The sequence below is a fragment of the Erwinia sp. INIA01 genome, from assembly GCF_025947915.1.
GTDB classification, from domain to species: Bacteria; Pseudomonadota; Gammaproteobacteria; order Enterobacterales; family Enterobacteriaceae; genus Erwinia; species Erwinia coffeiphila.
This window is the reverse complement of record NZ_JAPDNC010000002.1, coordinates 503,819-530,603: the sequence shown is the minus strand read 5'-3', so window position 1 is coordinate 530,603 and position 26,785 is coordinate 503,819. Positions and strand designations below refer to the sequence as shown.

Below are 26,785 nucleotides of genomic sequence, written 5' to 3'. Positions count from 1 at the left end.
TAAAATCACAAATTATCCGCATCGCAATCCGTTGCGGCCGCCGGATTTTAAACTAAAATATCCGCTTTTTTTTAGCATTTGATGAATATAAATAGATTTTTATCTAAAAAAACGCTGACAGCTCTGATTCAAGGTTAATAATGCCCTGGAAATATTAGCGTAATTATTCCGGGAATACAGGAATTCACCGGAACATTCTTACGCTTTTTTTGCGCCTGATTTACCAATAGCGCGATACAGCTCCTGAATACGCTTCATCGACTTAATTGTGCGCTGCGGAGCCGTGGAGGCCACCGACAGAATAATCATCTCCAGGCATACCAGCACCGTGCCGTGCAGCGGCACCTTGCCATTCTCCCCGCCGCGCGGAACGTTGATCACCACCTGAACCTCTTTGCTGAAGCGGGAATCAAGAGAGTGAGTCAGTAAAATCGTTGGAATGCCCAGCCGCTTTGCCTCACGCAGCGTCGTCAGTCCTTCACGGTGCGCCGACTTCTGCGCCATCATAATCAGTACATCGCCGCGCTGCAGGTTGATCAGCTGCTCGGCCAGCATCACCCCGGTACGGTTCAGGGGAACGCCGGGAATGCCGTTGCGGCTGAACAGGCGTGCGGCGTATTCAGCCAGGATGCTGGAGGCACCAATGCCAAAAATCCCCACCTGACGCGCCTCCGCCAGCAGAGCAACGGCGCGAGACATGGCGGCACGGTTGTGCGGTTCCGACAGCACTTCGCAGGCGCGCTGATGCCCTTCAAGAACGAAGTCGATGCTGGAGTTCACGTCGCAGGAGAGCGCATTCACCGTTGAACTCATTTTTTCCGCCGACGAGATCCCCGGCCCGAACCAGCTTTCCATTGTCTGCTTGAGATCGCGCAGTCCGGCAAATCCCAGCGCCTGAATCGCCCTGACTACCGTAGCGTCGGAAGTTTGCGTCGCGGCGGCGATCTCCATCGCCGTGTGCTCCAGCACCACCTCGCGGTTATCGTTAATGTAGCTGGCCACCGCCAGCAGCCGCGGCGACAGGCCGGGCCCCCGGGCACGGAAGCGCTCGCCGTAGATATCCACGCGCGTTTTCGTTTTTTTCGTCAGCAATCTGTTCATCCCTGAGTTTCTCCGTTAATTAGCCGATCCAGTCGCTGACGCTGCGCCAGCAGCATCGGCTGATTCAGCGGCAGATAGCCCTCCGGCGACGCGCTTTGTGCAGCAACCACCTGCTGCCCGCCATCCGACAGGGCCAGCTGCAGAAACTCAGCCAGCCGTGGTTCAGGTACGCTGCCGGGCGGCAGATCGATCCACAGCATAACGGCACTGCCCAGCGGATAGTTCCCTGCCTGCACCGCCCCGGCGGTTGGCAGATGATAATCCCCTTCATGATGGCCCAGCGGCAGTACGCGCACTGCGTCACCCAACGCGGCTGCGTTAAACCAGCCAACGGCCCCCAGCGAGAAAGGATCGGCGGCCACGGCTTCGAGCACCGCGCGGCGATCCGGCAGCGGCTCGTAGTGCCGCGGGAATTGCCGATTGCCGAGATGAGCGCGGCGGAAAGCGCTGGCATACTTGCCGTCGTCGCGCAGGCCGTAAAGGTGAATGCGCCGGTGCAGCCAGGCCCCGCCCAGCCCTAACTGGGACCAGCAGGTGATATCCCCCTGCGGCGATCCGGAAGAGAACACCGCCGCCAGCTGCGCCATACTCAGCCCGGCCAGCGGATTATCGCGGTGCAGCCAGATGGCCGGAGGCGTTTTCACCCCCGCGCGCGGGCCGTGGCCGCACCAGCCAATCTGAATGCCCGTCGGCTGATAGCCCTTAGCGTTGCGAAACGCCGCCAGCTCCTGTGCCCAGGGCGCTCGCGACATCGGGGCCAGCAGGCAGGCATCCGCCGCCAGCGCCATGATGGCGGTGGACGAACCAGCCAGGCTGAGCTGAAACTGCTGCTCCGGCCGCCGTGCGGAGAGCATCGCGCACCACGGTTCGATCAGCGACGCCATGCCGTCATTGCCGGTAATACAAAATAACTCAGACATCAGGCTCCCTCCGCCAGATCCAGCTGTAACAGCTCCGCCCGGGCATCCGCCGCGCTGAGCGGCAGATAGCCATCGGGCTGGGAGGCAATAATCTGCTGCCCCTGCCGCGACAGCGTGAAGCGCAGAAACGCCCGCTGTAGCGCATCCAGCCCGCCGCCGTGGCGGATTGCCTGATAAAACCACAGGTAGCGCCCCAGCGCATAGTCGCCCGCCGTCATCTCATCCACCGTGCCGTTCAGCCACGGTCCCGCGTCGTCAACAGCCAGCGGCAGCGCGCGCAGCAGTGCAGTTTCCCGCCCGATGGCCGCCACGCATATCGCCGACGGCTCCTGCTCCAGCCGTTCCAGCAGGCGATCGGTCCCAACCAGATATTCGCAGTCGGCGCTGAGCGCCCGCCCGCCAAAGTGGTGTTTCTGCATATAGCTGCCGAAACCGCTGTACTGCTGGGTGGTCAGCGGCACAATCCGCCGATCCGCCCAGTCACCGCCCAGCCCCAGCTGCCCCCAGCGGCTGTAATCGCCACCGGAATTGCCTGCGGTAAAGATCCGGGACAGCTGGCTGAGGCTTATCCGCGCCAGCGGATTGGCGTGATGCACATAGACCGCCAGCGAGGTTGCCAGATGCTGGCGGGTATCCAGCGCGGCGCCCGCCACCCGAATGCCCAGCGGCTCTGCACCGCGCTGCTTGCGCCAGGGGACGCTTTCCATCGGGGTGATTTCACGCCCCATCACGCTGAACATCGCCTTATCGTTAATGGCGAAGGCCATCGCGGTCGGCGTGCCCTTCAGCTCAATGGCAAAGCGAACCTGCGGGTGATAATGCGCAAACGCGGCGGTCAGCTTTTCAAGAACATAGCGCGCGTGGCCGGACCCGCTCAGGCGCACGGCACCGTCAGCAGTCAGCCAGCCGACGTTGACTTCCGCCGTCAGCGGCTGCGGCAGATAGTCGGTCAGTTCAGCATCCAGCGGGCGCGGAACCCACCCGGTGCGTTCGGTTGATAAATTCACAAATGCTCCTCAGAAGATGCCGGATTTTTGCGGCGCTGCCGCCGCTTCCAATACATCAGCAGCCCGGTGACAAAAAACAGCGGCATGCACAGGCTGGAAATCGTTATCGCTATGCGGCCCGGAATGCCAAACAGCGCGCCGGTATGGATCGGGTCCATATCGGTTAAAATTCGTTCCCCGGTGGGCAGGCTGCGGTACAGCGTCTGCCGGGTGACGTTCAGAGTGCGGGGATTGATGCTCAGCTCATCCAGCGCGCGGGCGTGCGGGGCATCCAGCGGCAGGACGCGCACGCGGATCGCCTTCCCCGGCGCGGGAAGAAACAGCAGCGCCGACTGGTACTGACTGCCGTAGCGCTGAACCACCTGCTGCCAGACCCAATCCCAGTCCGGCTCTGCGGGCTTCACCGCCGTTTTCTTCACAGGCAGGGGCTTCTTCACCACTTCGGCCGGTGTGCTGCCAAGCAGCCAGGTGACGCTCTGGCGATACCACTGCGATGACCACCACAGGCCGGAGAGCGCACTGACCAGATAGAGCACAGTCAGCCAGGTCCCAGCCACCTGGTGCAGCATGCGGTACAGCGCGCGGCCGCTGAGGCGAAACTCCGGGCGCAGCCACTCCCGCGCACTGCGGCTGCCCGCCGTCCAGCGCAGCCACAGCCCGGAGAGGGCAAAGAAGATCAGGCTGACGGCGCTGGCACCGGTAATCGTTCGTCCGATGGCGTTATCCCCCTCAGGGGAGAGAAAACGATGCAGATTACGCACCGTGGCAAAAAAGGCCGCGCCGGTCGCTTCCCCGAGGATCTGCCCGCTGTACGGATTCACCAGCACCCGCTGATTGCGCTGCCCTTTCCCCTGCTGGAAAGCGGCGGTCCAGGCACGATCGTCCTGCTGCTCAATCTGTAACGACATCAGCCGCTCGCCGGGACGCTGCTGCCGCAGCGCAGCAATCATCGCCACCACCGACATCGGCTCGCCGCCCTGCGGCGGGCTGACGGTCATCTGCGGGCTGAGGGCCTGCATAATTTCATCTTCAAAACTCATCGTCACGCCGCTCAACGCCATAAACGACAGGCTGGCGCCGAGGGTAATCCCCAGCAGCCAGTGCAGTTTCAGCAGGATCAGGCGCGAACGCGTCATCGATTATTTCGCCACTGGCATCGGGCGCCCGGCGATATGCGACTGTACCTGCGCCACCATCAGGCTCAGCGCCGCAAAGGAGTTGGAGATGGTCTCTTCACGCGGCAACAGAATGTAATGACCGCTGCGACAGGCGTTCAGGAACTCGCACCAGCCGGGCATAATCGCGTTCATCGCGTCCAGCTCTTCCTGCGGTTTCCCTCCGGTGTCGGAACGCCAGGTATCGAAAATATAATCGGCGTCCAGCTCCGGCAGCCGCTCGGCGCTGACCTCAATGCGATCGCCATCCGGGATGCTGTCAATCAGCGGCGGGAAGCGGAATCCGGCATCGCGCAGCACGCGGCCCAGCGCACGATAGGTGTGATGAACGGTGATCTTGCCCTTATTCGCCTGGATCACCGAGACGGTGATGTGCTGAGTATCCACCATCAGCTTCAGCTGTTTGATCTGCTCCTGGTAGCGGCGTTCGAGGATCGCCAGCTGCTTCTGACTGCCGGTCAGCTGCGCCAGCTTGCTGTAGATACGCGGCGCGCCGCCTACCAGGTGGTCGATGCTGACCGTTGGAGCAATTTTCTCCAACTGCTCGATGGCGGTGTTGCGGCTGGGTTCGGTGATAATCAGGTCGGGTTTCGCGGCGGCGATGGCTTCAATATCCATATCGGCGGTGCCGATAAACTGGATCGATGAATTGTCGAAGTCCACCCCGGTCAGCAGCCCGCTGGAACGCAGGAAATGCGAGCCGTCCGCGCGGGTTCGGCCGTGGCTGGCGACCGGCGGCACGCCCAGCTCGATTAGCGGAATAGTGATATCCAGATCGTGTAGCGAAACAATACGCTGCGGATGCAGCGGCACGGTCACCGTGCGGCCCAGATCGTCGGTAAACTGCTGCGTCGGTTCAGCAGCGGTGGCGCTCAGGCAGGTCAGAAATAACAGGGAAAGTAGCAGGCGCATAGCCATCCTCAAGGTTTACAGCGCGTCACGTCGACGCCACAGCAGCAGAAGAAAGAACGGACCGCCCACCAGCGCCATCACAATCCCCGCCGGAATTTGCAGCGGGGCAAAAGCCAGCCGCCCGATAGAATCCGTCAGCAGAACCAGCAGTGCGCCCAGCAGTGCGCTGCCGCTGAGCAGCGCTACCTGACCGCCGCGCAGCAGAAAGCGCGCCATGTGCGGTGCGATCAGCCCGACAAAACCCAGGCTGCCAACGCAGGATACGCTGGCGGCAGTCAGCAGCACCGGGGCGCAGAAGCGTATCAGCGACAGCCGCCGGAGCCTTACCCCCAGCCCGGTAGCGGACTGGTCGCCGAGCAGCGCCACGTCCGATGCACGGGCGGTCAGGAACAGGATCAGCGCCCCCGGCAGCGCCCAGCAGAACGCCACCGCCAGCAGCGACCAGGTGGCGGAGTGCAGGCTGCCCGCGATCCAGACCAGCGCGGTTTGCACGTCGCGCACGTCGGCGGTGGTCATAAACACCCCGATTCCGGCAGCAAACGCCCAGGAAACGCCGATGCCGATCAGAATAAAACGCGGCCGCGAGAAGTCGCGCGCCAGCAGCACCACGATCAGCGCCACCAGCAGCCCACCCGCCATCCCGGCCAGCGGCCGCCACAGCAGGCTAAGGGAAGGAAACAGCAGGATCAGCACCAGCACCACCGCGCTGGTCCCCTCCTTCACGCCGATCAGCCCCGGATCGGCCAGACCGTTGCGGGTGATCGACTGCATCGCCGCCCCGGCCATCCCCAGCATCGCTCCGCTCAGCAGCGCCATCAGCAGGCGCGGCAGGCGAATATCCCAGACGATATAGTGCTGCTGCGAACTCAGCTGCTGCGGGTAAAACAGCGCCCGGCCAATGTCCGAAGCGGGAACGGGCAGCGATCCCTGAGTGATGCCGAACACCGCCAGCAGCAGCGCCACGGCTGCCAGCAGCAGGCCCAGCAACAGTAGACGCGGGCGCAGCAACAGCGTGAACTGCCCCAGCCTCAGGCGATGAAACCCCAGCCGTTGCGCGGTATTTTTCATTTGAAGTACCTGGCAGCAATAAAGATAAATACCGGTGCACCGACCAGCGCGGTCATCACTCCGGTTGCCAGCTCCTGAGGAGCGATCAGCACGCGCGCCACCAGATCGACCAGCAGCAGCAGCAGTGCCCCGCCCAGCGCCGATAGCGGCACCGCCAGGCGGATATCATCGGTCATCAGCCTCCGCACGACGTGCGGCACCACCAGCCCGATAAAGCCAATCGGACCGGCCACTGAAACCGCCGAGCCACACAGCAGGGCGGCCGCGATCAGTCCGATTAAGCGAGTACGGGCGATGTTCACCCCCAGCCCGCTGGCCACCTGATCGCCCAGCGCCAGCACGTTAAGCCGTGGTGCAATCGCCAGCGCCAGCAGCATACCAACCAGCGCAGGCAGCGCGGCGGCGGCGGTCACGGACCAGCTCAGCCCGGCGAGATCGCCAGCCAGCCAGGTACGCATTTCCAGCAGCGTCTGCTCGTCCAGGATCAGGATTGCGGCGGTCACCGAGGAGGCAAAAGCAGAGAGCGCAACGCCGCACAGCGTCACCTTGAGCGGCGTCAGCCCGCTGCGCCCGGCCGAGGCCAGCAGCATCACCACCCCAAACAGCGCGGCGGCACCGCAGGCAGCCACCAGCGGGCGGCTGGCCAGCAAACCGCCCCAGCCAGCGCCAATCGCCGAGGCGATCACCACCGCCAGCGCCGCACCGGCGTTCAGCCCGAGAATATGCGGCTCACCCAACGGGTTACGGATCACCGACTGTAGCAACAGCCCGGCCACACCCAGTGCCGCGCCGGTCAGCAGGGCCGCAACCAGCCGCAGCAGCCGCAGCTCCACAATCACCTTATGGTCGAAGCTGCGCGGATCGAAGTGCAGTAGCGCCTGTAGCACGGTTGAGGGGCCGATATAACGCGCGCCAAGGCCCAGATGTATCACCGCGCCGATCAGTAACAGGCAAAGCAGAATCGGCAGCGCCAGCGCGGGGCGCAGCGGGTGGCGATGAACGGAATGGGGCCGACTACGCATCAGCGCTGGCCATCGCGGCGGCGGAACGGCATAAAGAACGGTTTCTGCGTCAGCGGGTTGATCGACATCTGCACATCGACATCAAAGGCAGCTTTAATCATCTCCGGCGTGCAGTTTTCATCTTCACCGGTCACGCCGAGCAGACGCCCCTGCTTCATAAACACCAGCATGTCAGCGTAGTTCACGGCGAAGTTAAGATCGTGCAGCACCACGACCACGGTACGGCCATGCAGCCGGGTCAGATCGTGCAGCAGTTCGAGGATCTCCACCTGATAGCGCAGATCGAGGAAGGTTGTGGGTTCATCCAGCAGAATGGTTTGGGTTTGCTGCGCCAGCGCCATCGCGATCCAGCAGCGCTGCCGCTGACCGCCGGAGAGGCTGTCCACCGACTGATGGGCGAATTCGGCGGTGCCGGTAAGCTGTAACGCCTGCTCAACCGCCGCTTCATCCGCATCCGACCACTGGCGCATAAAGTTCTGCCACGGGTAGCGGCCGCGGGAAACCAGCTCAAACACCGTCAGCCCTTCCGGCAGCAGCGGCGACTGCGGCAGCATGCCCAGCTGACGGGCAACGGCTTTAGTCGGCTGCTGGTGAATGCTTTTGCCATCCAGCAGCACGCTGCCGCCGAGGGGAGTCAGCATCCGTGCAATGGTGGTCAGCAGGGTGGATTTCCCCGAACCGTTAGCGCCGACCAGCACGGTCATTTTCTTCGCCGGGATCGTCAAACTGATATCATCAACGATTATCTGCTTCCCGTATCCGGCCGACAGCCGATCCAGCTCGATCCCCTGCTGCCGGGCCCTGTTCTCGCCCGCACTCTGCTCCACCCGCTGTGGCATTGACTACTCCTGCACCGCAACGGCGTGGCTCCCGGCCAGCGCGCGCGTAAGTCTCAAATAAAAATAACTCTCATTATCTTTCTCGATCATGCGTAGAATGAATGTAGTAGTCAAGAATTAATGCGGTGCTTATTAAAACATCTCGCTTCGCGATTTTATGGAATCTTCAGGAAAGATAAGTTTTTTAATTAATCATTATTATCAATAAATTAAAAAATAATAACCCGACAGGAAATGTGACAACCTGGCGTTAAAAAGCTTGCATGATTTTTTCCTTATTTTTGCGTTTACTACTACATATCAGCATGTTTGAATGATTCTCAATTACATATCCGACCCCATTAAACGGGCTAACGGGTAGGCAGCGTTAATCGCAATCAATCGGGCAATGAATACGAAAACTCCTCTCATCTCAGCAACGAAGATGAGACACGTGCAGGGTAAAAATTAAATGACTGAGTTAAAGCCTTCTTTTCTGGGGAAAAAGGGTTATGCGCTGTTTTCAGCGATCTTCATCGGCACGCTGGCCTCTTCGGTAACGATGGCGGCAGAAGCCCCCGCTGCGGCCAGCAGCAGCGACAAAACAACGAAAGATGCGGGAACGATGACGGTGGAAGCCAGCGTCGCCGATGCTGACAAAACCATGACCTCCGGCTATCAGCCACTGAATTCCACTACAGCCACCCTGACCAATATGCCGCTGCTGGATATCCCGCAGGTGGTGAATACCGTCAGCGATCGCGTGATTGAAGATCAGCACTCCACCACGCTGGATGAAGTGCTTAACAACGTCAGTAACGTGGTGCAGACCAACACCCTGGGCGGCACGCAGGATGCCTTTGTGCGCCGTGGCTTCGGCAGCAACCGCGATGGTTCCGTGCTGACTAACGGCCTGAAAACCGTCCTGCCACGCAGCTTCAACGCCGCTACCGAACGGGTTGAGGTATTGAAAGGCCCGGCTTCTACGCTGTACGGCATCCTCGACCCCGGCGGGCTGGTTAACGTGATTACCAAGCGCCCGGAACGCACCTTTGGCGGTTCCGTTTCAGCTACTTCCACCAGCTTTGGCGGCGGCACCGGTACGGTGGACCTGACCGGGCCGATCGAAGGCACCAACCTGGCGTATCGCCTGATTGGTTCCTATCAGCACGAAGATTACTGGCGCAACTTCGGCAAGGAGCGCAGCAGCTTTATTGCCCCGTCACTGACCTGGTTTGGTGACGATGCGACGGTCAATGTCTCTTATGCCCATCGCAACTACAGCACGCCGTTCGATCGCGGCACCATCTTCGATCTGAATACCGGCCACGCGGTGAATGTAAGCCGTGAAACCCGCTTTGATGAAGAGTACAACATCACCGACGGTGAATCGGATCTTGCGCAGCTGAATGCTGAATACCGCATTAACAATCAATGGACGGCGAAGTTTGACTACAGCTTCAGCCAGGATAAATACAGCGACAATCAGGCGCGCGTGATGAAGTATGACGCCGCCACCGGCAACCTGACCCGCCGCGTTGACGCCACGCAGGGATCGACCCAGCGTCAGCATTCCGCGCGCTTCGATCTGCAGGGCGACGTGGTGATTGGCGGACTGTACAACGAGATCCTGACCGGGGTGGCGTACGAGAACTACGATCTGCTGCGCACCGATATGATCCGCTGTAAGAACGTGCAGGATTTCAATATCTATAATCCGTCCTATGGGGCCACCGGCAAATGTACCTCGGTTTCCGCAGCGGACAGCGATCAGACCATTCAGCAGGTCAGCTACTCGACCTACGTGCAGGATTCACTGTATCTGACCGATAAGTGGATTGCCGTCGGTGCCCTGCGCTATCAGTACTTTACCGAATACGCCGGTAAGGGCCGTCCGTTTAACGTCAATACCGACAGCACCGACAATGCCTGGGTGCCGAAGTTTGGCCTGGTGTACAAAGCCACGCCGACGATCTCGCTGTTCGGGAACGTTTCGCGTTCGTTTATGCCGCAGTACTCCATTGCCAGCTACATCGGCGAACTGCCACCGGAAACCGCTACCGCGTGGGAAGCGGGCGCCAAGTTCGATCTGTTTGACGGCGTAACGGCGAACGTCACCCTGTTTAATATTAATAAAAACAACGTGCTGTATACCGAAACCATCAACGATGAGAGCGTAGCGAAGACCGCCGGACGGGTGCGTTCACGCGGGGTTGAGGTGGATGTAGCCGGTGCGCTGACGCAGAATATTAACGTCATCGCCAGCTATGGCTATACCGATGCCAAAGTCATGGAAGATCCGGATTACAAAGGGAAAATGCTGCCTAATGTACCGCGCCATACCGGATCGCTGTTCCTGACTTACGACTTCCACAACGTGTATGACGGCAATACGCTGACCGTTGGCGGTGGGGGCCATGCTGTCAGCCGTCGCTCCGGCGACAACGGCGAGGATTATTCTCTGCAGGGCTATGCGGTTGCCGATGCATTTGCTTCTTACAAAATCAAAGCAGAGTATCCTGTCACGCTACAGGTTAACGTCAAGAATATCTTCGACAAAACGTACTACACCTCGTCTATCGCGACAAATAATCTCTCTAACCAGATTGGCGATCCGCGCGAAGTGCAGTTCACGGTAAAAATGGATTTCTGATCCGCACGTTTAAATTAGCCATTCACCCCGAGTGAAACGTAGTTTAACTCCTGAAGTACATCGGATGTTTTGACGACGCAAATCGTCGCTTTCAGGAGATAAACTATGGCAGAGCAGCAATTTGACTACATTATCATCGGTGGCGGTTCCGCAGGATGCGTGATCGCCTCACGATTGATTGAGGCCCAGGCAGGCAGCGTCCTGCTGCTGGAAGCGGGCGGCCGTGATAACAGCCTGTTCCACAAAATGCCCGCCGGATTGGTAAAACTCTCCCCTAAAACCCGCTGGCCCTACCGTACGCTTCCCCAACAGCATGTTAATAAACGCGTGATGCAGGTCGCTCAAGGCCGCGTATTAGGCGGCGGCAGCTCCGTTAACGGTATGATCTATCTACGCGGCCAGCCGCAGGATTATGACGACTGGGCGGAGGAATATGGCTGCCGTGGCTGGAGCTTTAACGATCTGCTCCCCTTCTTTAGAAAAGCAGAAAACAATGAGTGCCTGAGCGGAACCTATCACGCTCAGCGGGGGCCGCTAAGCGTCAGTGAAAACCAGTTCCGCCATCCGCTGACGGATGCTTTTGTCCGTGCCGGACAGGAACAGGGCCTGCCCTACGTGAACGACTTCAACGATGGCGCGCCCGCAGGCGTTGGCCTGTGGCAGACCACCACTCACCATGGGGAACGCGCCAGTACATCGCGCGCTTATCTCGATCGAGTAAAAAACAATCCGCAATTGACCACGATTACCGATGCTGAAGTACAGCATCTTATTCTGGAAGGCAGCCACGCAAGCGGAGTGGTTTACCATACGCACGGTAAACAGCAATGCCTGGCCTATGCCCGCCGGGAGGTGATCCTCAGTGCCGGAGCCTTCGGCAGCGCAAAAATACTTATGCTGTCCGGCATTGGGCCGCAAAAACATCTCGATAGCGTGGGCATTGTTACCTGTGCCGATCTGCCAGTCGGTAAGTATTATCAGGACCATCTGCATATGTCGCTGAACGCGACCGTCACCACCGGTAACAGTATGTGGGGCGAGGATAAAGGTCTGCGGGCGGTAAGAAACTTCGCACAGTGGCAGTTCTTCCGCGGCGGCCTGCTTACCAGCAACATCCTGGAGGGCGGCGCGCTGATAGACACCACCGGCAGCGGTCGCTCAGATGTACAGGTGCACTTCCTGCCGGTTCTGGATAACTTTGAAAACGGACCGGGGGCAAACCCCGCCGGTAGCGAACACGGCATTACGTTGAAGGTCGGCTATTTACCAAGTAAATCGCGCGGAGAGGTCCGGCTGAGCAGCAGTAACCCGAGCGATGAACTGGCTATTGATGCCGGTTATCTTAGCGATCCGGCGGATCTGGCAGGGCAGATTCGGGCCGTTCAGACAGGGCTTCGCCTGCTGCGCAGCCCTTCACTGCAATCGATTGTCGGGCATATTTTACATCTGAACGAGGTGGAAGAAGACGACATCAACGCCATCACCAATTTCATCCTCGACGACATTAAAACCGTCTATCATCCGATTGGCACCTGCCGAATGGGCCCGTATCCGGCGACTTCGGTGGTGGATTTAAAGCTGCGCGTTCACGGCATCAGCGGGCTGCGCGTTGCGGATTGCAGCATATTCCCGCAGATCCCCAGCGGCAATACCAATGCGCCGACCATTATGATCGCAGAACGCGCTGCCGATCTGATCCTTAAGGATATTTCTAACACCGTCTCTTAGCGGCGATAATACCTGGCTTCTGCCCTGTGGCAGAAGCTTCTTATTCAACTAGAATTAATCCATGCACAGAATACTCTTAAAGATATTAATTCTCATTTCGCTACCAACAAGTTATGTAATTATTAATAAGAATGGTTATCAAACTTATTTAAAAAACTAAACGAATTATATTTAAAGAGAAAATAAATACACCAAAAATCATTGAGTTAGATCACCTAAAATAAATTTAGCATTTGCTATAATAAACGGTTTTTATTTTCTATGGATGGGTGCATAATGCGCAGAAATCACCTGTCATCCGCAGTTAATAATAATTTTAAGGAGTCACCATGCTGACCAATGAAATGACCGCCAAGCTGAACGATCAGCTGAATCTGGAATTCTACTCTGCCAACCTGTACCTGCAGATGAGCGCCTGGGCCAACGATAAGGGTTTTGACGGTGCCGCCGCATTCCTGCGTGAGCACTCTGTAGAAGAGATGCAGCACATGCAGCGCCTGTTTAACTACCTGAGCGATACTGGCGCGATGCCGGTGCTGGGCACCATTGATGCACCACCGGTAACCTTTAACTCACTGAATGAAGTGCTGGAGCAGGCTTATCAGCACGAGCAGCTGATCACCGCGAAGATCAATGAACTGGCCCACGCGGCGATCACCACCCAGGATTATTCAACCTTTAACTTCCTCCAGTGGTATGTTGCCGAGCAGCACGAAGAAGAGAAGCTGTTCAAATCCGTGCTGGACAAACTGGCTCTGGTTGGCAACAGCGGCCAGGCACTGTTCTTCCTCGACAAAGATTTGAAAAAGATGGGCGAGCCGGGCGCACACTCTGCCGACTGATTGACTGCATTAAGCGGATAAAGCGCATCCGCGAACAGACTCACAGGCCACTCTCATTGAGAGTGGCTTTTTTTTATTCTGGATAATCGCTTTCAACTGACGAAGAAGCAGGAGGGGCGTCACTGACCAGGCTTTTCAAATATACCGCTATCGCTTTCAGATCCGCCTTGCCGGGGTGCTGGCTGGTCTGCGGAACGGGAACGGGCTCGCTGGGATCGCCGCAGACCATACGGCCATCGTCATGCAGCAGCTCTTCCTCCTGCGAATCGCTTCCCGCATGCAGAGTGGCCGATACTATGATGAACAGAGCTGATAACCATCGCCGGATAAAGATTTTCATGGCTCACTCCCTGTTAAACCTGTCCATATTGCCTGAAACGACACCGTTCTCCTGCCGGGTATCGTAAGCAGCAGGGAGAGAACAGTGACATCGTCCTGGAGATAAAATAGGGGAGAAAAAGGTGGCAGTTCAGTGCGAAGTGTTAATGGATATGAGCGGAATAACGATAATAAAGAATTTCCCTGCCAAAATATTGATTTATAAGATATTGAACAAAAGGTGCGAAAAGCACCCTTTGTTTAGTGGCCGCTAATTAGTGGCTGGCAGGTAACGTCACCCAATAGCCCGGTTTGTAAGCTACCGGCAGGAAACGCTGATGGAATTCACGGAAGGTGGCATCCGGATCGATATCTTTGAACAGCTCAGGGTGCAGCCATTTCGCAATCGCCTGGATCGCCACAAACTGGTAAGGGCTGTCGTAGAACTGGTGCCAGATCGCGTGCGCATTGCCGTTGGTGGCGACCGGCAGAGTATGGAATGCCGGACGCGCCATCAGCGCCGTTAAGCGTTTCGTTGCTTCCGCGATATCCGCCCCCGGACCTACGCCCACCCAGCCACCGGCGGTGTTGTAGTTCTTCCAGTTAGCACCGGTCACAATCACCACATCAGGGCGCGCGGCGATAATCTGCTCTGGGTTCAGGGTGCCGAAGGTGCCGGGGATCAGCCCTTTAGCAATATTAATGCCGCCAGCCACTTCAACCATGCGGCCAAAGTTCTCATCGCCAAACGACATGCAGCACTCTTCGGTGTAACCACCGGCGCGATCCAATATCACCTTCGGACGCTTGCCGGTGAAGTTTTTCAGGCGGTCGGTCACGATATCAATCTGCTGCTGGCGGAAGGCGACGATCTCTTCAGCACGCTCGGGTTTACCCACCAGCTGGCCCATAATGCGAATGCTTTTTTCGGCATTCTCAAACGGTTTTTCGCGGAAGTCGATAAACACCACCGGGATGCCCAGCTTGTCGAGTTTTTCGGTCAGCTTCGACTCGTCGGTTGCCGCTTTCGATTCCAGGTTCATCAGCACCAGATCGGGCTTCAGGGTCAGCGCCTGCTCAACGTTAAACGTTCCGTCCTTTGCCCCACCAAAGGTCGGCAGCTTTTTAATCTGCGGGTATTTCTCTGCATAGATCTGGTAGCTGTCGAAATCCGCCTTCGGCAAATCGTCACGCCATCCCACTACGCGCTGAAAAGGTGCCTCGGTATCGAAGGCCGCCAGCAGATAGATCTGCCGTCCTTCCCCCAGGATCACCCTCTTCACTTCCGATTTAATTTCAACCTTACGACCGCTGACATCTTCCACTACAAATGGCGCAGCCCACAGGCTGGCAGAGGCGATCAGCCCGGCCAGCAGGATGCCCGTTTTACCCCAAATCTTCATAGCAAACCCCACAAGGACAATGATAATAATTCTCAGTTCAAATCTTGCAGGGGCATGCTACGTGTCGGTGAAAGTTAAAACAAGATGTGTCAAAAAATTTCAATTCATGACGACATTAAAAGGTATAGCGATAGAATTTAGTGTCCACCTTCATCACCGGGAAGGAAGCGGGCAACTCGGGAACGGTGATTTCCGTAAAGCCGTTTTTCTCATAGAAGCGATGCGCGGCAAGGAACAGCGCGGTGGTGCCGAGGAAGATATCGCTTAAGCCCTGCTCGCGGCCATAGGCCAGCAATACATTCAGCAGCGCCAGCCCTGTACCGTAAGCCTTACCGCGGTATTCGGCCGCCACAAACATTTTGCGCAGCGCCGCCTGGCGATTGCCAATATCCTTCAGCGCAATACAGCCAACCACGCGATCGTCCACCAGCGCCAGCCAGAACTGACCGTGCCCCTGCTGATAGAAGTTTTCGATATCGTTAAGATCGGGCTGCTGCTCTGCGGTGATGGGGATGCTGAACTCGTTAGTCTGAATCGGCAGGATTAAATCGATAACTGCTGCCTGGTGTTTTGCGCTGTAGGGTTCGATACGGAGGGTTGTGCCGGATTCGCTCATTGATGTTGTACTCTCTCTGGCGGCCACAGACCGCATTAGGGTTAGTCAATGCAGACGACAACAACAAGTTGCCGTCTGCTTTCTCAGCCCATTCAGACTACATCATTAGCATGATAAAACATCAGGTTAATTCGTATCCGGCGCTCGGCAGGCTTACCGCCCGGCCGCCTTCACCGCGTCATGCAGATTCAGGCGCTGCCAGAAGCTCTGCGACGCATCGCCGGAGAGCGGATAACCGTCCGCCAGCGCGGTGCGTACCATCAGCTGGCGGCGCTGGGCGGCGCTAAGGTTCGGCAGCGGCGCTTCCAGCAGAACTTCAGCCCCTTCAGGAACAACGAGCGGCGAGGCCTTCACCTTCGCGGCAGGCAGGTTGTAGGTCATGGTAAAGCGATAGAAGGTCTGCATCGCTTTGGCGGCATACGGATCATCCTGTGCTGGCACCTTCGCGCACTCGCGCAGCGACGTACCGCACTCTTTCTCCAGCGCGCTGCGCAGCTGCTGCTTCGCGGCATCGAACAGTTCACGATAGTGCGGATCGTTGAGGTAGTGCGCCACGTTGCGCTCTGCCACCATTCTTGAACCCATCACATCCAGCGGATAGTGAACGCCCAGTACAATGCGCGAATAACCGTAGCGCGCACCGCGATCGATCAGCGGCACATAGCGCTCCGGCAGCATCTGTGCCATTAACAGCGCATCGGTGTAGCCGGTGTTGGTGTGGCCGCTGGGGAACGACCCGCCGTCGGCGGTGTAAGGATGGTTATCTTTCGCTACCGCGCTGTCCGGCACCAGATGAATGGTATTGCCGGGGATCAGGAACGGGCGCTTATAGTCAAAGTGCTTCTTCGCTTCGCTGGTACTGACTTCACTGGCCTTCAGCAGCGCCGCCGCCTTGCCCAGTTCGCCTTTATCATAAGCGCGGATAAACGCCTCACCCAGCTTTGGCCCCAGTGCATCGGCGAGGAAATAGAGGTAGTTCTGCCCTTCGGCATCCACCAGCGCCTGGCGGCGTGCGCCGTCGGTGGCGTTCAGGTTGATGTTTTCTACCGTTGCCAGATTCTGCGCCAGCGTCGCTTCCGGCAGCTTGCCGAAGGCGCTCAGCAGTTCAATCCCCGCCTGCTGATTGGCCTTTTTGCCGAAATCATAGCCGCTGGCCTGTAGCCAGGCTTTATCTACCTGCTTACCGCCCTGCTTTGCCGTTTCCAGCTGGCTGCGCGCCAGCGTGCTGCTGTCACCCTTGATGCTGTTAATCAGCGCGGTCTGCACCGAGCCTTCCAGGGCGACTACAGCCGGGCTGTTGCTGGCCGGAGTTGTGGTGTTGGCGATGGCCGCAATCTGCGGCAGCTCTGCGGTGGTTTTAGCCTGTGCCAGCGGCCCAATCAGTAGCGAAGCGGCAAGAAGCGTAAGACGAAAGCGCATAAATCATCCTCATTATCATCAATAAGTTAACCCTGTCGCCCGCAGACTAGACCCGCTATATGGCACTTTTATGGCAAAACATATTCCGATACAGATTCCCGCATCATGTCATAAATCTTGTCAAAAACCGGCCGCGTTAGCTTTAAACCTGCCACGGCAGGACGCCCTTGTGCCTGCGCGCGCACCAGGAGGCCAGCAGCATCAGCCCCACCACCACCAGGATCATCAGGCAACCCACCGCCGCCGCCAGCGTCGACGATCCGCCCTCATCCAGGAAGACGATGGTCGGCCCCAGCGTCTGGGTAGAAGAGGTTACCAGCAGGATCGAAACCTGGATTTCGTTCAGCGCGGTAAGAAACACCAGAATTGCCCCGGCAATCGCCGACGGTGCCACCAGCGGCAGCAGAATGTCGCGCATGCGCCGCAGGAAGCCCGCACCGGCAAGCTGTGCCGCCTCATCCAGCGAGCGCTCCACGCGGGCAAAGCCCGCCAGCGTCGGGCGCAGCACCAGCGCAAGGAAGTTGGAAAGATAGGCGGCGAGGATAATCCACACCGTGCCGTACAGGCTGACGTTGATCAGCGGCAGCGGCCGCAGGAAGAACAGCAGCGCGGCAATCCCGGTCACCACGCCCGGCAGCGCATAGGCCAGTTCGCTGGAGAGATGCAGCACCCGCACCAGGCGGCTGCGCCGCCAGCTGAGGTAGCAGGCCATAAACAGTGCCATCAGAGTCAGGATCGCCGCCGCAATCGCCGTCAGCCAGAGGCTGGTGAAAAAGGCGTGGCGCACTGCCGGATAGTCAAACAGCGCGTTACGGTAGTTAATCAGCGTCAGCGTCTGCCAGTTCAGCGCCTGGCCGAAGCCCTGGGTCAGCGAGGTAGTCAACAGCGCCGACAGCGGCAGCAGCAGGATCAGCGCCATCAGCAGCCAGGCGGTCGCTTCTACCGGCAGTCGCCAGCGGCCAAGAGACTGAGTGAGCGCATGCGCCGTGCCGCTAACGCGAACATCGCGCCGACCGCCCAGCAGACTGCTGATCAGCATTCCGGCCAGGGTGATTGCCGCCAGCAGCAGCGACAGCACCGCCATATCGGGCAGCGCGCCGGGGCCGGTGCTGTTCAGCTGCTGATAGATCAGGGTAATCAGCGTGGGAACTTTGGCAGGAATTCCCAGCATCGCCTGAATACCGAAGTTACCGGCGGCGGCCACGAAGGAGAGCGCGGCTCCGGCAAAAATCGCCGGGCGAGCCAGCGGCAGGATAACGGTTAACAGCACCCTGAGCGGTGAGGCTCCGGCTATCTTCGCTGCTTCCACCAGATCGGACGGCAGGCGCTGTAATCCAGCCCGCACCGCCAGAAACACCAGCGGCGCATTGTGCAGCCCGAGTAAAAGGATAATACCGCTCATCGAGTAGAGCGGCGGCGGACCGGCGAAGGGAGGCACTCCCAGCCCGGCCAGCAGTTTCATCAGCGGTCCGGAGGGCGACATCGCCTGTACCCAGGCCAGCGCGGTCACCTGCGGTGGGATCATCAGCGGCAGAATAAAGGCAAAAACCCACGCCGCCCTGGCGCGAATATCACTCAGCGCCACCAGCCACGCCGCCAGGGTTCCCAGCAGCAGTGAGATCGCGGTAGCTCCCAGCGCAATAAACAGCGTATTGCCGGTAGCGCGCAGCACCCGGGGCGCATTCAACAGCCGCAGCAGCCGCTCGCTGTCGGGTACGCCCTGCGGCGCAATGGCCGCCCAGATCAGCCTCGCCAGCGGCGCAATCGACAGCAGACCAATCATGATTGCCAGTAGCCAGAGGATCCACCGCTCGCTGCCGGGCCAGCGGATCGCACGGGGGTGGCGGGCGCTGCGCATCATACCGGGCAATACGCTCATCGGTTAACCGCCAAAGATTTCAGTGAATTTCTCACGCACCTGGGCATCATCGTTAACGGCTTTATCGCTGTCCAGCGTCAGCAGTTTGATCGAATCAATTGGCGCAAAGCCTTCCGGTGCCGCCACGCGTTTATCGATCGGACGGTTGCCCTGCTGTGCTACCAGCTGCTGGCCTTTTTCCGACAGCATAAAGTCAACGAAGGCTTTGGCGGCAGGCACGTTATGCGCACCGGCAAGGATCGCCACCGGTTCGGTCACAAACGACGCGCCTTCCTGCGGATAGACCAGATCGACCGGCGATCCCTGTTTCTTCGCGCGGATCAAATCGGCATCGGTAATGATCCCGTATTTAGCAACGCCGCTGGCAACCGCTTTCAGCGCCGGGCCGTTACCGCCTTCCGGGGTGATGCCGTTAGCCGCCAGCTTTTTATAAAATTCCCAGCCGATGGTTGGCGTGTTGATGGCGGTATGCAGATGGTAGAGCGCCGCGCCGGAATAGAGCGGGCTGGGCACCGCCACCTGGCCGCGATTGCTGGCATCGGTCAGCGCCATCCAGCTGTTAACCGGTTTCGCATTCTGCGTGTTGTAGCCAATCACCGTGGCGATGATTTTAGTGCCGAACCAGGTCTTATCTTTATCGTAGAAATTCGGGCTGATATTGCTGACCGGCGCATCCGCGTAGGCCATCAGCTTGCCCTCTTTCTTCAGCGCGCCCAGGTTGATGGAGTCCGCCACCAGCAGCACGTCGGCTTTCACGTCACCGCTCATCATCTCGGTGCGCAGCACGTTCATCAGCTGAGTGGTGCCGTTGCGGGTCCAGCTCACCTCAATGCCGGGGTTAGCGGCTTTAAAGGCTTCAATCGTTTGCTGAGCGATTTCAGGAGCCTGCGAGGTATACACCACCAGTTTTCCATCGGCCGCCTGGGCTGACAGAGAGGTGAACGCCAGCAGTGCCAGAATTTTTACCGTGCTACGCATCTGTAGTCCTTAGTGAATTGAAAAAGAAATTAGTGCGGAATGACCCAACCGTCGGTGGCGGCCAGCCTTATACGTTCTCCGATCCGTGGCGGTGCGGCGTCTGACTGCATTAGGGTCAGACGGCACTGCGGATCGCCCAAAGGTTCAATTTCCAGCTGGCTGTAGCCGCCACGATAAATCACCCGGCGGACCTCGCCATCGAAGCCGAGGGCATCATGCGCTACCCTTTGCAGGTCGCTGGCGTGCAGGCAGATTTTGCCTTTCGGCAGGACTGGCTGAGTGGGGCTGGCGCGCAGTTTCACCCGCAGGCCAAACAGTGTGACCCAGGCTGAGCCCTGCCCGTCGGGTTCGATATCCCCAACCGGCACAACCCGGCCATCATCAATGAATCGTGCCACCATTTCGCAGGCGGGCTGGCGATAAAGCTCCTGCGGGGTGGCGAACTGCATTACCTGCCCCGCCTGCATCACCACGATGCGGTCGGCCAATGCCATCGCTTCGTGCTGGTCGTGGGTGATGTAAAGCAGCGTGGCACCGGCGTGATGATGAAAACGTGTGAACTCTTCTTCCATCGCCGCGCGAAGATGTACGTCAAGGTTTGCCAGCGGCTCATCCAGCAGCACCAGCTGCGGCCGCGTGACCAGGCAACGTGCCAGCGCCACGCGCTGCCGCTGCCCGCCGGACAGATCCGCCGGCCGCCGTTCACCCATTCCGTCAAGGCCGACCAGATCCAGCGCGGCATCCACCCGAATACGCCGATTGGCGCGATCCATGCCCTTCACTTTCAGGCTGTATTCGATGTTTTCCGCCACCGACATATGCGGCCACAGGGCGTAGTTCTGAAACACCACGCTCAGCTCGCGCTGCTCGGGAGGCAGATGCTGCCCCGGTGCGCTGTAGCGGCGTTCGCCAACGGTTATCGTGCCGGAGTCCGGGATTTCAAACCCGGCAATCGTGCGCAGCAGCGTGGTTTTTCCGCAGCCGGAAGGCCCGAGAACGGCGATAAACTCCCCGTGCTCAATCTGCAACGAGACATTGCGCAGCACCTGCTGCTGGCCAAAGGATTTACACAGATTGTCGATCAGGATCGCAGACATCGGGCACTCGGACTCCGTTCAATTAAAGCAACGGCTTAGAACATACTGAGCAAAGATGACAGCCCGGTGACAGCAGGCAGAATGAACCGGCTGCCGCTCGTCGCCGTTGAAAAGCGCGGGAAAATCAGGGGAAAATGACAATGTACCGGCTGGATTTCGCCGCATTAAAGCGTAAAACCCGGCGCGTATCTTCATCATAAACTCGCTAAACTCACCACATTGCGACTAACGGAAACAGGTCAAAATGAGCATCGATTCGGATATCACCGTTCGTAAACTGGAAATTTTCATCGCTTTTATGACCCGGGGTAATCTTGCCCGTACGGCGGCCTCGCTTGGGATCAGCAGCGTCAGCGTGCATCGCGCCCTGCACAGCCTGGAAGAGAGCCTGCGCTGCCCGCTGTTTATTCATCAGGGGCGTAATCTGGTGCCGATGCCCGCCGCGCATACGCTGTGGGAGTACAGTCAGGAAGCGCTGGACCTGCTGTCACGCGGCGTGGAAGAGGCGCGAAAAACCGCCGGAATGAGCCAGGGAAGCCTGCGGCTGGGCACGCTCTATTCGCTGACCCTGGAGACCATTCCGCAGCTGATTATGGGCATGAAGCTGCGACGCCCGGATCTGGAGCTGGAGCTGACCATGGGCTCGAATAAGATGCTGCTGAACCGCCTGGAGGAAGGATCGCTGGACGCGGTGCTGATCGCCACGTCCTGCGAGCAGATCAATCACGCTCATCTGGAAACGCTACCGCTGTTTGAGGACGATATCTTCCTCGCAGCGCCTGCGGCTTCCGGGCTGGATGTTAGCAAAGAAGCAGATCTGCGCGACTTCCGCACGGAGAAATTTGTCTCCCTTGATGAGGGTTTTGCAACCTGGCAGGGCTTTCGTGAGGCGTTCGCCATTGCAGGCTACGAACCGGAGATCGTCACGCGGGTGAATGATATCTTTTCGATGCTGAGCCTCGTACAGGCTGGAGTGGGCTTTACTCTGCTGCCGGGGCGGATGAAGCGGGTTTATGAAAATTCGGTACAGCTGCTGCGGCTGGCGCAGCCCTATCAGATGCAGCAAAACATCGCGATTGTCTTTGAACGCAACCGCGAACACGATCCGAATTTGCTGGCGCTGGTCGCCGAAGGCCGGATGTACAGCCGCCAGCGCGGGGCGAAATCCTGAGCCTCACCCGGTACGGATTTCTGCTCGCTCGACCAGCTCAGTACGGGCGACCGATCCACAGCGCAAGGCGGGATGCCGCCCGGAAACTAGCCCCTGGCCCTCTGCGCCAGGCGGGAAGCCAGTTCGGCTCCGCTCTGCTCCAGCGAGATCGCTTCACCGCCGAGGCTAAATGACTGCCGCGTCAGGCTGGTCAGTCCCGAACCCGGCGGCATCTGGATCGCCAGCCCGACGTCACGTTCCTCTGCCGCCGCCATCGCATCATACCAGTTCACCCTGCGTGCCATATTCCAGGCCAGATCGTCGGCAATTTGCTGCGGCTGCCACAGCACTCGCGCGCTGCTGCCGCTGAGATACGCACAGCGTGGACGATGCAGCGTGACCGCCTGGAAGGCCTGCGCCAGCTCCTGCGCGGGCTTCGCCAGCAGTTCACAGTGCGAAGGCACGCTCACCGCCAGCCGACAGGCGCGCTGGGCACCCAGCGATTTCGCTGCGGCACCGACCCGCGCCATCGCCGCATCCGATCCGGCAATCACCAGCTGCTGCGGGCTGTTGACGTTGGCCAGCCAGCAGTCGTCGCCGAGCAGCGGCAGCAGATCCGCCTGAGAGAATCCCACGATCGCCGTCAGGCCATAGCCCTGCGGCCAGGCGTTCTCCATCAACGTACCGCGCAGTGAAACCAGCCGCAGCGCGTCGCTGAACGCGAGCGATCCGGCCACTACCGCCGCCGGATAGGCGCCGATCGACAGCCCGGCGGTCATATCGGCAACGGTGCCCTGCCGCTCAAGGGCGCGGGCGTGGGCAACGTCGCTAATCAGGATGCACAGCTGTACCGCGCGGGTGTGCCTTAGCGCCTCCGCGCTGTCCAGCCGTCGCGCGTCCTCCGCCAGAACGTCGCTGACCTCATCAAGCAGCGCATCACCGTCTGGCAGCTGCTGTAACATGCCGGGCCGCTGTGCGCCCTGGCCTGGAAAAGAGAAAAGGACTTTCATTCTGTACTCCAGGGCCGATCGGTCAGCAGCGGGCCATGTGGTGTTTTCAGCATCACCCGCCCTTCCCGCAGCCATTCTGTTAACGCAAAACCACCACGCGGCGTGCCGATTTGAGTGTCCACCCTACAGGGAAGCTGGCTGATAAATGTCTGCCAGCGCAGCAGCTCGGTATTATCGAGCGGCCAGTGGCTGCGGATCAGCAGATCGAGGTCGCTGCTGTCGCGCAGCACCGGTACTTCAGTTGCCAGCGCATAGCCAACGCTGCCGGCGATACCCCAGCTCCACGGCCACGCCTGCTGGGCCAGCTGAAGCGCGGCCTGCAGCGGCGGCTGCGAAATATAGGGCGATGCCAGCAGCCGCGCCGGATCGCTGAGCATTTCCGGCGACACAATTCGCCGGATATGACGCGGATCGACCCAGCCTGCTGCTCGCAGATCGCGCCGCAGGCCGCGTACGCCAACCGGCACGCGTCCGCCCTCATCAACATCCCTGCGCACCACCAGCGGCAGCGCTGGCCGCCACTGGCTGGCCACCCATTCCGGCAGATCGCCCTGTAATGCGGCGCGGTCGGAAACCCAAATCAGATCGTGTGGTGAACTCATTTCACATCCCGGAAGTCAGCGTGATAAACAACGGCAGGCTAAGGATACACAACAGTGACGTGATTAGCAGAACGGCCTCCGCATCCGGTGACTGCGCGCCAAACCGGTTGCCAAATACCACCCCGAAGAAGCCCGCCGACAGCGCGATCATCAGGATCGCGGTGATCGCCACCTGACCATGCAGGCCCATCGCCAGTACCACACCCCAGGCGATCAGCGGCTGGATCAGCAGCTTGGTGATGCTGCCCACGATCACTGCACCGTTGATGCTCAGCTTACGGGCGGAGAGGATCACCCCGGTGAGGAACAGTGCGGCAGCAGTAGCCGCCAGGCCGAGCGGTTTAATCGCCGCCAGCACGATTTCCGGCATGCCGATCCCCAGCCCGGACAGCACCACACCCAGCAGCGGACCCCAAACGATAGGTTTAGTTACCGAACGCCACATCAGGATTGGCAGCATACCGATCCCGGACTGCTGGCCGTTGCCTGCCGCCAGCGCTTTTTCGCGCTCGAGGATCAGCAGGCAGAACGGCGTCAACAGCACCGAACCACAGGCGATCGATACCGCTACCGACAGCGACGTCGACGGCCCTTCACCCAGTACGCTACCGAGGATCGGCAGGCCCAGCGCCGCATAGTTCGGCAGAGCAACAGTGAGCGTCAGTACGGCAGCATCCTGCGGTGACTTATGGAACAGCCGCGTGGCAATAAAATAGATGGCAAACCAGCCCACCCACATCGACAGTACCAGTACCACGATCAGCGGCGACTGCTGGACAATCCCCAGCCAGGGGGTTTTAACCGTCGCGCTAAACAGTGCGGCGGGTAGCGCAAAATCCATCACAAAGACGTTTAGCAGCGCCACATTTTTGTTGTCCACCATCTTCGCTTTGCCGGCGTAAAAGCCGAGCAGCATAATCACAAAAATAGGGGCAAGCGCATGGATAATTATATATGTCATAACATCACCTGGTAGTCTGATTAAGCACCGGTGCGATGATTATTATTTTATTTTTCAGGCCATTGCTGCGGGGGCGAATGCTCCGTTTGCCCCCGCAGATAACCCGGCAGGTTTGTCTTAGCTACTTTCTTACCAGGCTGCGCGCATCAATTCACGCACCCGTTTTGAACTGCTGCGGTTCTCTGCCTGCAGGCGACACTGCAGTCCGGGATCGCGGCGGGCGGCAGCGACGGCGGCGGCCAGCGCCTGGCGAACCTGTGCGACATCGCCGGCATCCGGTTCGTCCGGTTTGCTGATATCCAGTAGCGACTCCAGCAGGCCCAGCGTCTGGTAGTGGTGAATGTCGTAGGCCATTGGCGGGATGGTTTCCGCCAGTTTTTCCAGCGCCTCGACGCTGCGCAGAGTGATGCGTGCTGCCGCCTCTTTACCCATCGCGTGGATCATCACGCCGCCGTCATTGAAGGCGATCAGCCGGTTAGCCTGATAGCCGTGAGCCAGAAACGCCCCCGACATCGCCTTACCGACAATCAGCCCAATCACCACGTGGCCTGCCAGCCGCGCGCTGGCGTAAGCGCCTGCCGCTGCGGCCAGCGCCTGATGGATACCAAAAGCTTCTTCGCGGCGGCCATAGGCCTGACTGGGAACGTCGATCACCGCCACGATGATGCGTTTCTCCGATTTATTTGCGTCTTCCGCTACGGTTTCACTCACCACCTTCGCCAGCGTCCAGCCCTCAAGCAGTCCGGCTTCCCCGCCAGCAGCGCGCGGGAAGTGGTTATTTTTATCCGCCACGACGGCGATAAAGCGTGCGGCTTCACCGTGAACTTCACCATCGGCAACCTGGACTGACGGGCACAGTCCCGGCATCCGGCTGGCACCGGCAGTCAGTGTTTGCAGCCAGATTTCACCGCGTCCTGTTTGCTGTTTCATGACCGATCCTCCTTGCTGAAAAGCCGTGTGATTTGCTGTGAATCCGCCTGCCGGGACGTATCAAACTTCGTCAGTCGCGGCAGATACCAGGGATAGTTTTCGGAACGGTGTACCGCCGGTACGCCCTTCGCCAGCGCATCACGCATCGCCTGCTTCACGGCCTTCTGGCCGTCGCCGACCAGCGCATCCGCCAGCCCGCTGGCCGCACGGGTTTCGCCACCGGTCATGCTCCAGATAAACGGACGGTCGCGGGAGTCATATTCGTCAATGCCCGCCTCCTGCTCGATAACCTGCGGGCCGTTCAATCCCAGCCGCGCTTCGCGGGTCACGATCAGATAGCTGCACAGTCCGGCAGCGATGGACATGCCGCCGAAGCAGCCGACGGTGCCGGCAATAATGCCCACTACCGGGGTATAGCGACGCAGATCGACGATCGCCGCGTGGATGTCGGCGATCGCGGCCAGGCCCAGATTGGCTTCCTGTAGCCGCACGCCGCCGGTTTCCAGGCACAGCACCGCACGGGTAGGAATACCGTTGCGGTTATCTTCCGCCGCCAGCTCCAGCGCCGCCGCCATTTTGGCACCCGACACTTCGCCCATGCTGCCGCCCTGGAACGCGCCTTCAATGGCAATCACTACCGCAGGCTGGCCGTCAATGGTGCCCTTCGCCACCACCATACCGTCGTCGGCCTGCGGGACAATCCCCTGCATGCCCAGCCACGGTGAGACGATCCCTTCAAAGGGGTCTAACAGTTCGCGGAAGCTGCCCTGGTCCAGCAACAGCCGTGCGCGCTGGCGGGCATTCAGTTCAATAAAGCTGAGATCGTTACGCATCGGCTACCTCCTCAAATACCTGCTCAATGCGGATCCTCGCCACGCCGGGCGTGGCACCGAAGTCGTGGATGGTCATCTGACCGGCGGGCAAATCCCCGAAGGTGCCCAGCCGCTCGAACAGCGCGGTCCAGCGCTTGCTGCTGTTATCCACCGAGGTGATGATGTCAACGTTCAGGGTGTCGCTGCCGTCGGCGACAAACAGCACTTCCATGTCGCCTGAACCCACAACGCCCGCCAGCGATCTGCCGCTAAGGCGTCGCGAGGCTGAAAAACAAAGGCTTATCTGTTGCATAAGATCCTCTTTAAATAAAAATCCTTGTGTCGGACGGCCGTTACGGGCCGC

At 59.3% G+C, this 26,785-nt stretch carries 25 protein-coding genes; 4 read left to right on the top strand and 21 right to left on the bottom strand.

What is annotated here, in order from left to right; genetic code table 11:
• Positions 1-198 precede the first annotated feature (198 nt).
• Genes OMR58_RS04300 through OMR58_RS04265 form a run of 8 tightly spaced genes read right to left on the bottom strand, consistent with a single transcriptional unit; the run spans position 199 to position 8,044 of the window.
• Positions 199-1,101 (bottom strand): MurR/RpiR family transcriptional regulator, encoded by a 903-nt coding sequence (locus OMR58_RS04300; RefSeq protein ID WP_200560162.1) that lies wholly within the window; start codon positions 1,099-1,101, stop codon positions 199-201.
• Positions 1,098-2,021 carry a PstS family phosphate ABC transporter substrate-binding protein gene (locus tag OMR58_RS04295; RefSeq protein ID WP_264545329.1) on the bottom strand — a complete coding sequence of 308 codons (924 nt, stop codon included), beginning with the start codon at positions 2,019-2,021 and terminating at the stop codon, positions 1,098-1,100. Before OMR58_RS04295 ends, OMR58_RS04300 begins: the two co-directional genes overlap by 4 nt.
• Positions 2,021-3,028 (bottom strand): substrate-binding domain-containing protein, encoded by a 1,008-nt coding sequence (locus OMR58_RS04290; protein WP_200560164.1) that lies wholly within the window; start codon positions 3,026-3,028, stop codon positions 2,021-2,023. The genes OMR58_RS04295 and OMR58_RS04290 overlap by 1 nt, the downstream gene beginning before the upstream one ends.
• Positions 3,025-4,164, bottom strand: coding sequence for a PepSY-associated TM helix domain-containing protein (locus OMR58_RS04285; protein ID WP_200560165.1), 1,140 nt, complete (start codon positions 4,162-4,164; stop codon positions 3,025-3,027). Before OMR58_RS04285 ends, OMR58_RS04290 begins: the two co-directional genes overlap by 4 nt.
• A 3-nt stretch (positions 4,165-4,167) precedes the next feature.
• The gene (locus OMR58_RS04280; RefSeq protein WP_105592464.1) at positions 4,168-5,115 is read right to left on the bottom strand and encodes an iron-siderophore ABC transporter substrate-binding protein; all 948 of its coding nucleotides are present in this window, start codon (positions 5,113-5,115) and stop codon (positions 4,168-4,170) included.
• A gap of 15 nt (positions 5,116-5,130) precedes the next feature.
• The gene (locus tag OMR58_RS04275) at positions 5,131-6,183 is read right to left on the bottom strand and encodes a FecCD family ABC transporter permease (RefSeq protein WP_200560166.1); all 1,053 of its coding nucleotides are present in this window, start codon (positions 6,181-6,183) and stop codon (positions 5,131-5,133) included.
• Positions 6,180-7,205, bottom strand: a complete 1,026-nt coding sequence (locus OMR58_RS04270; protein ID WP_264545328.1) for a FecCD family ABC transporter permease — start codon at positions 7,203-7,205, stop codon at positions 6,180-6,182. The genes OMR58_RS04275 and OMR58_RS04270 overlap by 4 nt, the downstream gene beginning before the upstream one ends.
• Positions 7,205-8,044, bottom strand: coding sequence for an ABC transporter ATP-binding protein (locus tag OMR58_RS04265; protein ID WP_105592467.1), 840 nt, complete (start codon positions 8,042-8,044; stop codon positions 7,205-7,207). The genes OMR58_RS04270 and OMR58_RS04265 overlap by 1 nt, the downstream gene beginning before the upstream one ends.
• 541 nt (positions 8,045-8,585) lie before the next feature.
• Between OMR58_RS04265 and OMR58_RS04260 the strand changes: the two genes are divergently transcribed.
• The 3 genes from OMR58_RS04260 (at position 8,586) to ftnA (ending at position 13,246) form a co-directional block, all read left to right on the top strand.
• Positions 8,586-10,676, top strand: coding sequence for a TonB-dependent siderophore receptor (locus tag OMR58_RS04260; RefSeq protein WP_370569876.1), 2,091 nt, complete (start codon positions 8,586-8,588; stop codon positions 10,674-10,676).
• A 105-nt stretch (positions 10,677-10,781) separates the two neighbouring features.
• Entirely contained in the window at positions 10,782-12,404 is a 1,623-nt protein-coding gene (locus OMR58_RS04255) for a GMC family oxidoreductase (RefSeq protein ID WP_200560169.1), read from the top strand.
• Between the two features lie 329 nt (positions 12,405-12,733).
• The gene (ftnA, locus tag OMR58_RS04250) at positions 12,734-13,246 is read left to right on the top strand and encodes a non-heme ferritin (protein ID WP_200560170.1); all 513 of its coding nucleotides are present in this window, start codon (positions 12,734-12,736) and stop codon (positions 13,244-13,246) included.
• A gap of 73 nt (positions 13,247-13,319) precedes the next feature.
• On the opposite strand, the gene OMR58_RS04245 is transcribed toward ftnA, so the two are convergent.
• From OMR58_RS04245 to OMR58_RS04215, 7 genes are all read right to left on the bottom strand, one after another.
• Positions 13,320-13,586 (bottom strand): hypothetical protein, encoded by a 267-nt coding sequence (locus OMR58_RS04245; protein WP_264545327.1) that lies wholly within the window; start codon positions 13,584-13,586, stop codon positions 13,320-13,322.
• Positions 13,587-13,839: 253 nt separating this feature from the next.
• On the bottom strand, positions 13,840-14,967 hold the full coding sequence (locus OMR58_RS04240) for an ABC transporter substrate-binding protein (protein WP_264545326.1): 1,128 nt from the start codon (positions 14,965-14,967) through the stop codon (positions 13,840-13,842).
• A gap of 115 nt (positions 14,968-15,082) precedes the next feature.
• A complete protein-coding gene (locus OMR58_RS04235) occupies positions 15,083-15,583 on the bottom strand; it encodes a GNAT family N-acetyltransferase (protein ID WP_105592473.1) in 501 nt (166 codons plus the stop codon).
• Positions 15,584-15,736: 153 nt separating this feature from the next.
• The gene (locus OMR58_RS04230; protein WP_200560173.1) at positions 15,737-17,002 is read right to left on the bottom strand and encodes an acid phosphatase; all 1,266 of its coding nucleotides are present in this window, start codon (positions 17,000-17,002) and stop codon (positions 15,737-15,739) included.
• 142 nt (positions 17,003-17,144) lie between these two features.
• Positions 17,145-18,881: an ABC transporter permease gene (locus tag OMR58_RS04225; protein ID WP_444861296.1), complete on the bottom strand. Its 1,737-nt coding sequence runs from the start codon at positions 18,879-18,881 to the stop codon at positions 17,145-17,147.
• A 3-nt stretch (positions 18,882-18,884) separates the two neighbouring features.
• Positions 18,885-19,859, bottom strand: a complete 975-nt coding sequence (locus OMR58_RS04220) for an ABC transporter substrate-binding protein (RefSeq protein WP_105592476.1) — start codon at positions 19,857-19,859, stop codon at positions 18,885-18,887.
• 29 nt (positions 19,860-19,888) lie between these two features.
• Positions 19,889-20,956 carry an ABC transporter ATP-binding protein gene (locus OMR58_RS04215; protein WP_264545325.1) on the bottom strand — a complete coding sequence of 356 codons (1,068 nt, stop codon included), beginning with the start codon at positions 20,954-20,956 and terminating at the stop codon, positions 19,889-19,891.
• A 244-nt stretch (positions 20,957-21,200) separates the two neighbouring features.
• Here OMR58_RS04215 and OMR58_RS04210 point away from each other — a divergent pair, with 244 nt between their 5' ends.
• Entirely contained in the window at positions 21,201-22,127 is a 927-nt protein-coding gene (locus OMR58_RS04210) for a LysR family transcriptional regulator (protein WP_200560176.1), read from the top strand.
• A gap of 86 nt (positions 22,128-22,213) precedes the next feature.
• Here OMR58_RS04210 and mdcH read toward each other — a convergent pair whose 3' ends face one another.
• The 6 genes from mdcH to mdcC form a co-directional block, all read right to left on the bottom strand.
• Positions 22,214-23,116: a malonate decarboxylase subunit epsilon gene (mdcH, locus tag OMR58_RS04205; RefSeq protein WP_264545324.1), complete on the bottom strand. Its 903-nt coding sequence runs from the start codon at positions 23,114-23,116 to the stop codon at positions 22,214-22,216.
• On the bottom strand, positions 23,113-23,718 hold the full coding sequence (locus OMR58_RS04200) for a malonate decarboxylase holo-ACP synthase (RefSeq protein WP_200560178.1): 606 nt from the start codon (positions 23,716-23,718) through the stop codon (positions 23,113-23,115). The genes mdcH and OMR58_RS04200 overlap by 4 nt, the downstream gene beginning before the upstream one ends.
• A gap of 1 nt (position 23,719) precedes the next feature.
• Positions 23,720-24,679, bottom strand: a complete 960-nt coding sequence (locus tag OMR58_RS04195; RefSeq protein ID WP_200560179.1) for an AEC family transporter — start codon at positions 24,677-24,679, stop codon at positions 23,720-23,722.
• Positions 24,680-24,808: 129 nt separating this feature from the next.
• Entirely contained in the window at positions 24,809-25,609 is an 801-nt protein-coding gene (gene mdcE, locus OMR58_RS04190) for a biotin-independent malonate decarboxylase subunit gamma (RefSeq protein ID WP_200560180.1), read from the bottom strand.
• Positions 25,606-26,442, bottom strand: coding sequence for a biotin-independent malonate decarboxylase subunit beta (locus tag OMR58_RS04185; RefSeq protein ID WP_200560181.1), 837 nt, complete (start codon positions 26,440-26,442; stop codon positions 25,606-25,608). Before OMR58_RS04185 ends, mdcE begins: the two co-directional genes overlap by 4 nt.
• The gene (mdcC, locus tag OMR58_RS04180) at positions 26,435-26,734 is read right to left on the bottom strand and encodes a malonate decarboxylase acyl carrier protein (protein WP_105592484.1); all 300 of its coding nucleotides are present in this window, start codon (positions 26,732-26,734) and stop codon (positions 26,435-26,437) included. Before mdcC ends, OMR58_RS04185 begins: the two co-directional genes overlap by 8 nt.
• Positions 26,735-26,785: the final 51 nt, after the last annotated feature.

Coding starts and splice junctions, on each gene's coding strand:
- OMR58_RS04295 (WP_264545329.1), bottom strand. CDS start 2,021: ATGTCTGAGTTATTTTGTATTACCGGCAATGACGGCATGGCGTCGCTG.
- OMR58_RS04195 (WP_200560179.1), bottom strand. CDS start 24,679: ATGACATATATAATTATCCATGCGCTTGCCCCTATTTTTGTGATTATG.
- OMR58_RS04270 (WP_264545328.1), bottom strand. CDS start 7,205: ATGCGTAGTCGGCCCCATTCCGTTCATCGCCACCCGCTGCGCCCCGCG.
- OMR58_RS04220 (WP_105592476.1), bottom strand. CDS start 19,859: ATGCGTAGCACGGTAAAAATTCTGGCACTGCTGGCGTTCACCTCTCTG.
- OMR58_RS04275 (WP_200560166.1), bottom strand. CDS start 6,183: ATGAAAAATACCGCGCAACGGCTGGGGTTTCATCGCCTGAGGCTGGGG.
- OMR58_RS04230 (WP_200560173.1), bottom strand. CDS start 17,002: ATGCGCTTTCGTCTTACGCTTCTTGCCGCTTCGCTACTGATTGGGCCG.
- OMR58_RS04225 (WP_444861296.1), bottom strand. CDS start 18,881: ATGAGCGTATTGCCCGGTATGATGCGCAGCGCCCGCCACCCCCGTGCG.
- OMR58_RS04210 (WP_200560176.1), top strand. CDS start 21,201: ATGAGCATCGATTCGGATATCACCGTTCGTAAACTGGAAATTTTCATC.
- mdcC (WP_105592484.1), bottom strand. CDS start 26,734: ATGCAACAGATAAGCCTTTGTTTTTCAGCCTCGCGACGCCTTAGCGGC.
- OMR58_RS04185 (WP_200560181.1), bottom strand. CDS start 26,442: ATGCGTAACGATCTCAGCTTTATTGAACTGAATGCCCGCCAGCGCGCA.
- OMR58_RS04235 (WP_105592473.1), bottom strand. CDS start 15,583: ATGAGCGAATCCGGCACAACCCTCCGTATCGAACCCTACAGCGCAAAA.
- OMR58_RS04245 (WP_264545327.1), bottom strand. CDS start 13,586: ATGAAAATCTTTATCCGGCGATGGTTATCAGCTCTGTTCATCATAGTA.
- ftnA (WP_200560170.1), top strand. CDS start 12,734: ATGCTGACCAATGAAATGACCGCCAAGCTGAACGATCAGCTGAATCTG.
- OMR58_RS04200 (WP_200560178.1), bottom strand. CDS start 23,718: ATGAGTTCACCACACGATCTGATTTGGGTTTCCGACCGCGCCGCATTA.
- OMR58_RS04300 (WP_200560162.1), bottom strand. CDS start 1,101: ATGAACAGATTGCTGACGAAAAAAACGAAAACGCGCGTGGATATCTAC.
- OMR58_RS04260 (WP_370569876.1), top strand. CDS start 8,586: ATGGCGGCAGAAGCCCCCGCTGCGGCCAGCAGCAGCGACAAAACAACG.
- OMR58_RS04240 (WP_264545326.1), bottom strand. CDS start 14,967: ATGAAGATTTGGGGTAAAACGGGCATCCTGCTGGCCGGGCTGATCGCC.
- OMR58_RS04285 (WP_200560165.1), bottom strand. CDS start 4,164: ATGACGCGTTCGCGCCTGATCCTGCTGAAACTGCACTGGCTGCTGGGG.
- OMR58_RS04215 (WP_264545325.1), bottom strand. CDS start 20,956: ATGTCTGCGATCCTGATCGACAATCTGTGTAAATCCTTTGGCCAGCAG.
- mdcE (WP_200560180.1), bottom strand. CDS start 25,609: ATGAAACAGCAAACAGGACGCGGTGAAATCTGGCTGCAAACACTGACT.
- mdcH (WP_264545324.1), bottom strand. CDS start 23,116: ATGAAAGTCCTTTTCTCTTTTCCAGGCCAGGGCGCACAGCGGCCCGGC.
- OMR58_RS04255 (WP_200560169.1), top strand. CDS start 10,782: ATGGCAGAGCAGCAATTTGACTACATTATCATCGGTGGCGGTTCCGCA.
- OMR58_RS04265 (WP_105592467.1), bottom strand. CDS start 8,044: ATGCCACAGCGGGTGGAGCAGAGTGCGGGCGAGAACAGGGCCCGGCAG.
- OMR58_RS04280 (WP_105592464.1), bottom strand. CDS start 5,115: ATGCGCCTGCTACTTTCCCTGTTATTTCTGACCTGCCTGAGCGCCACC.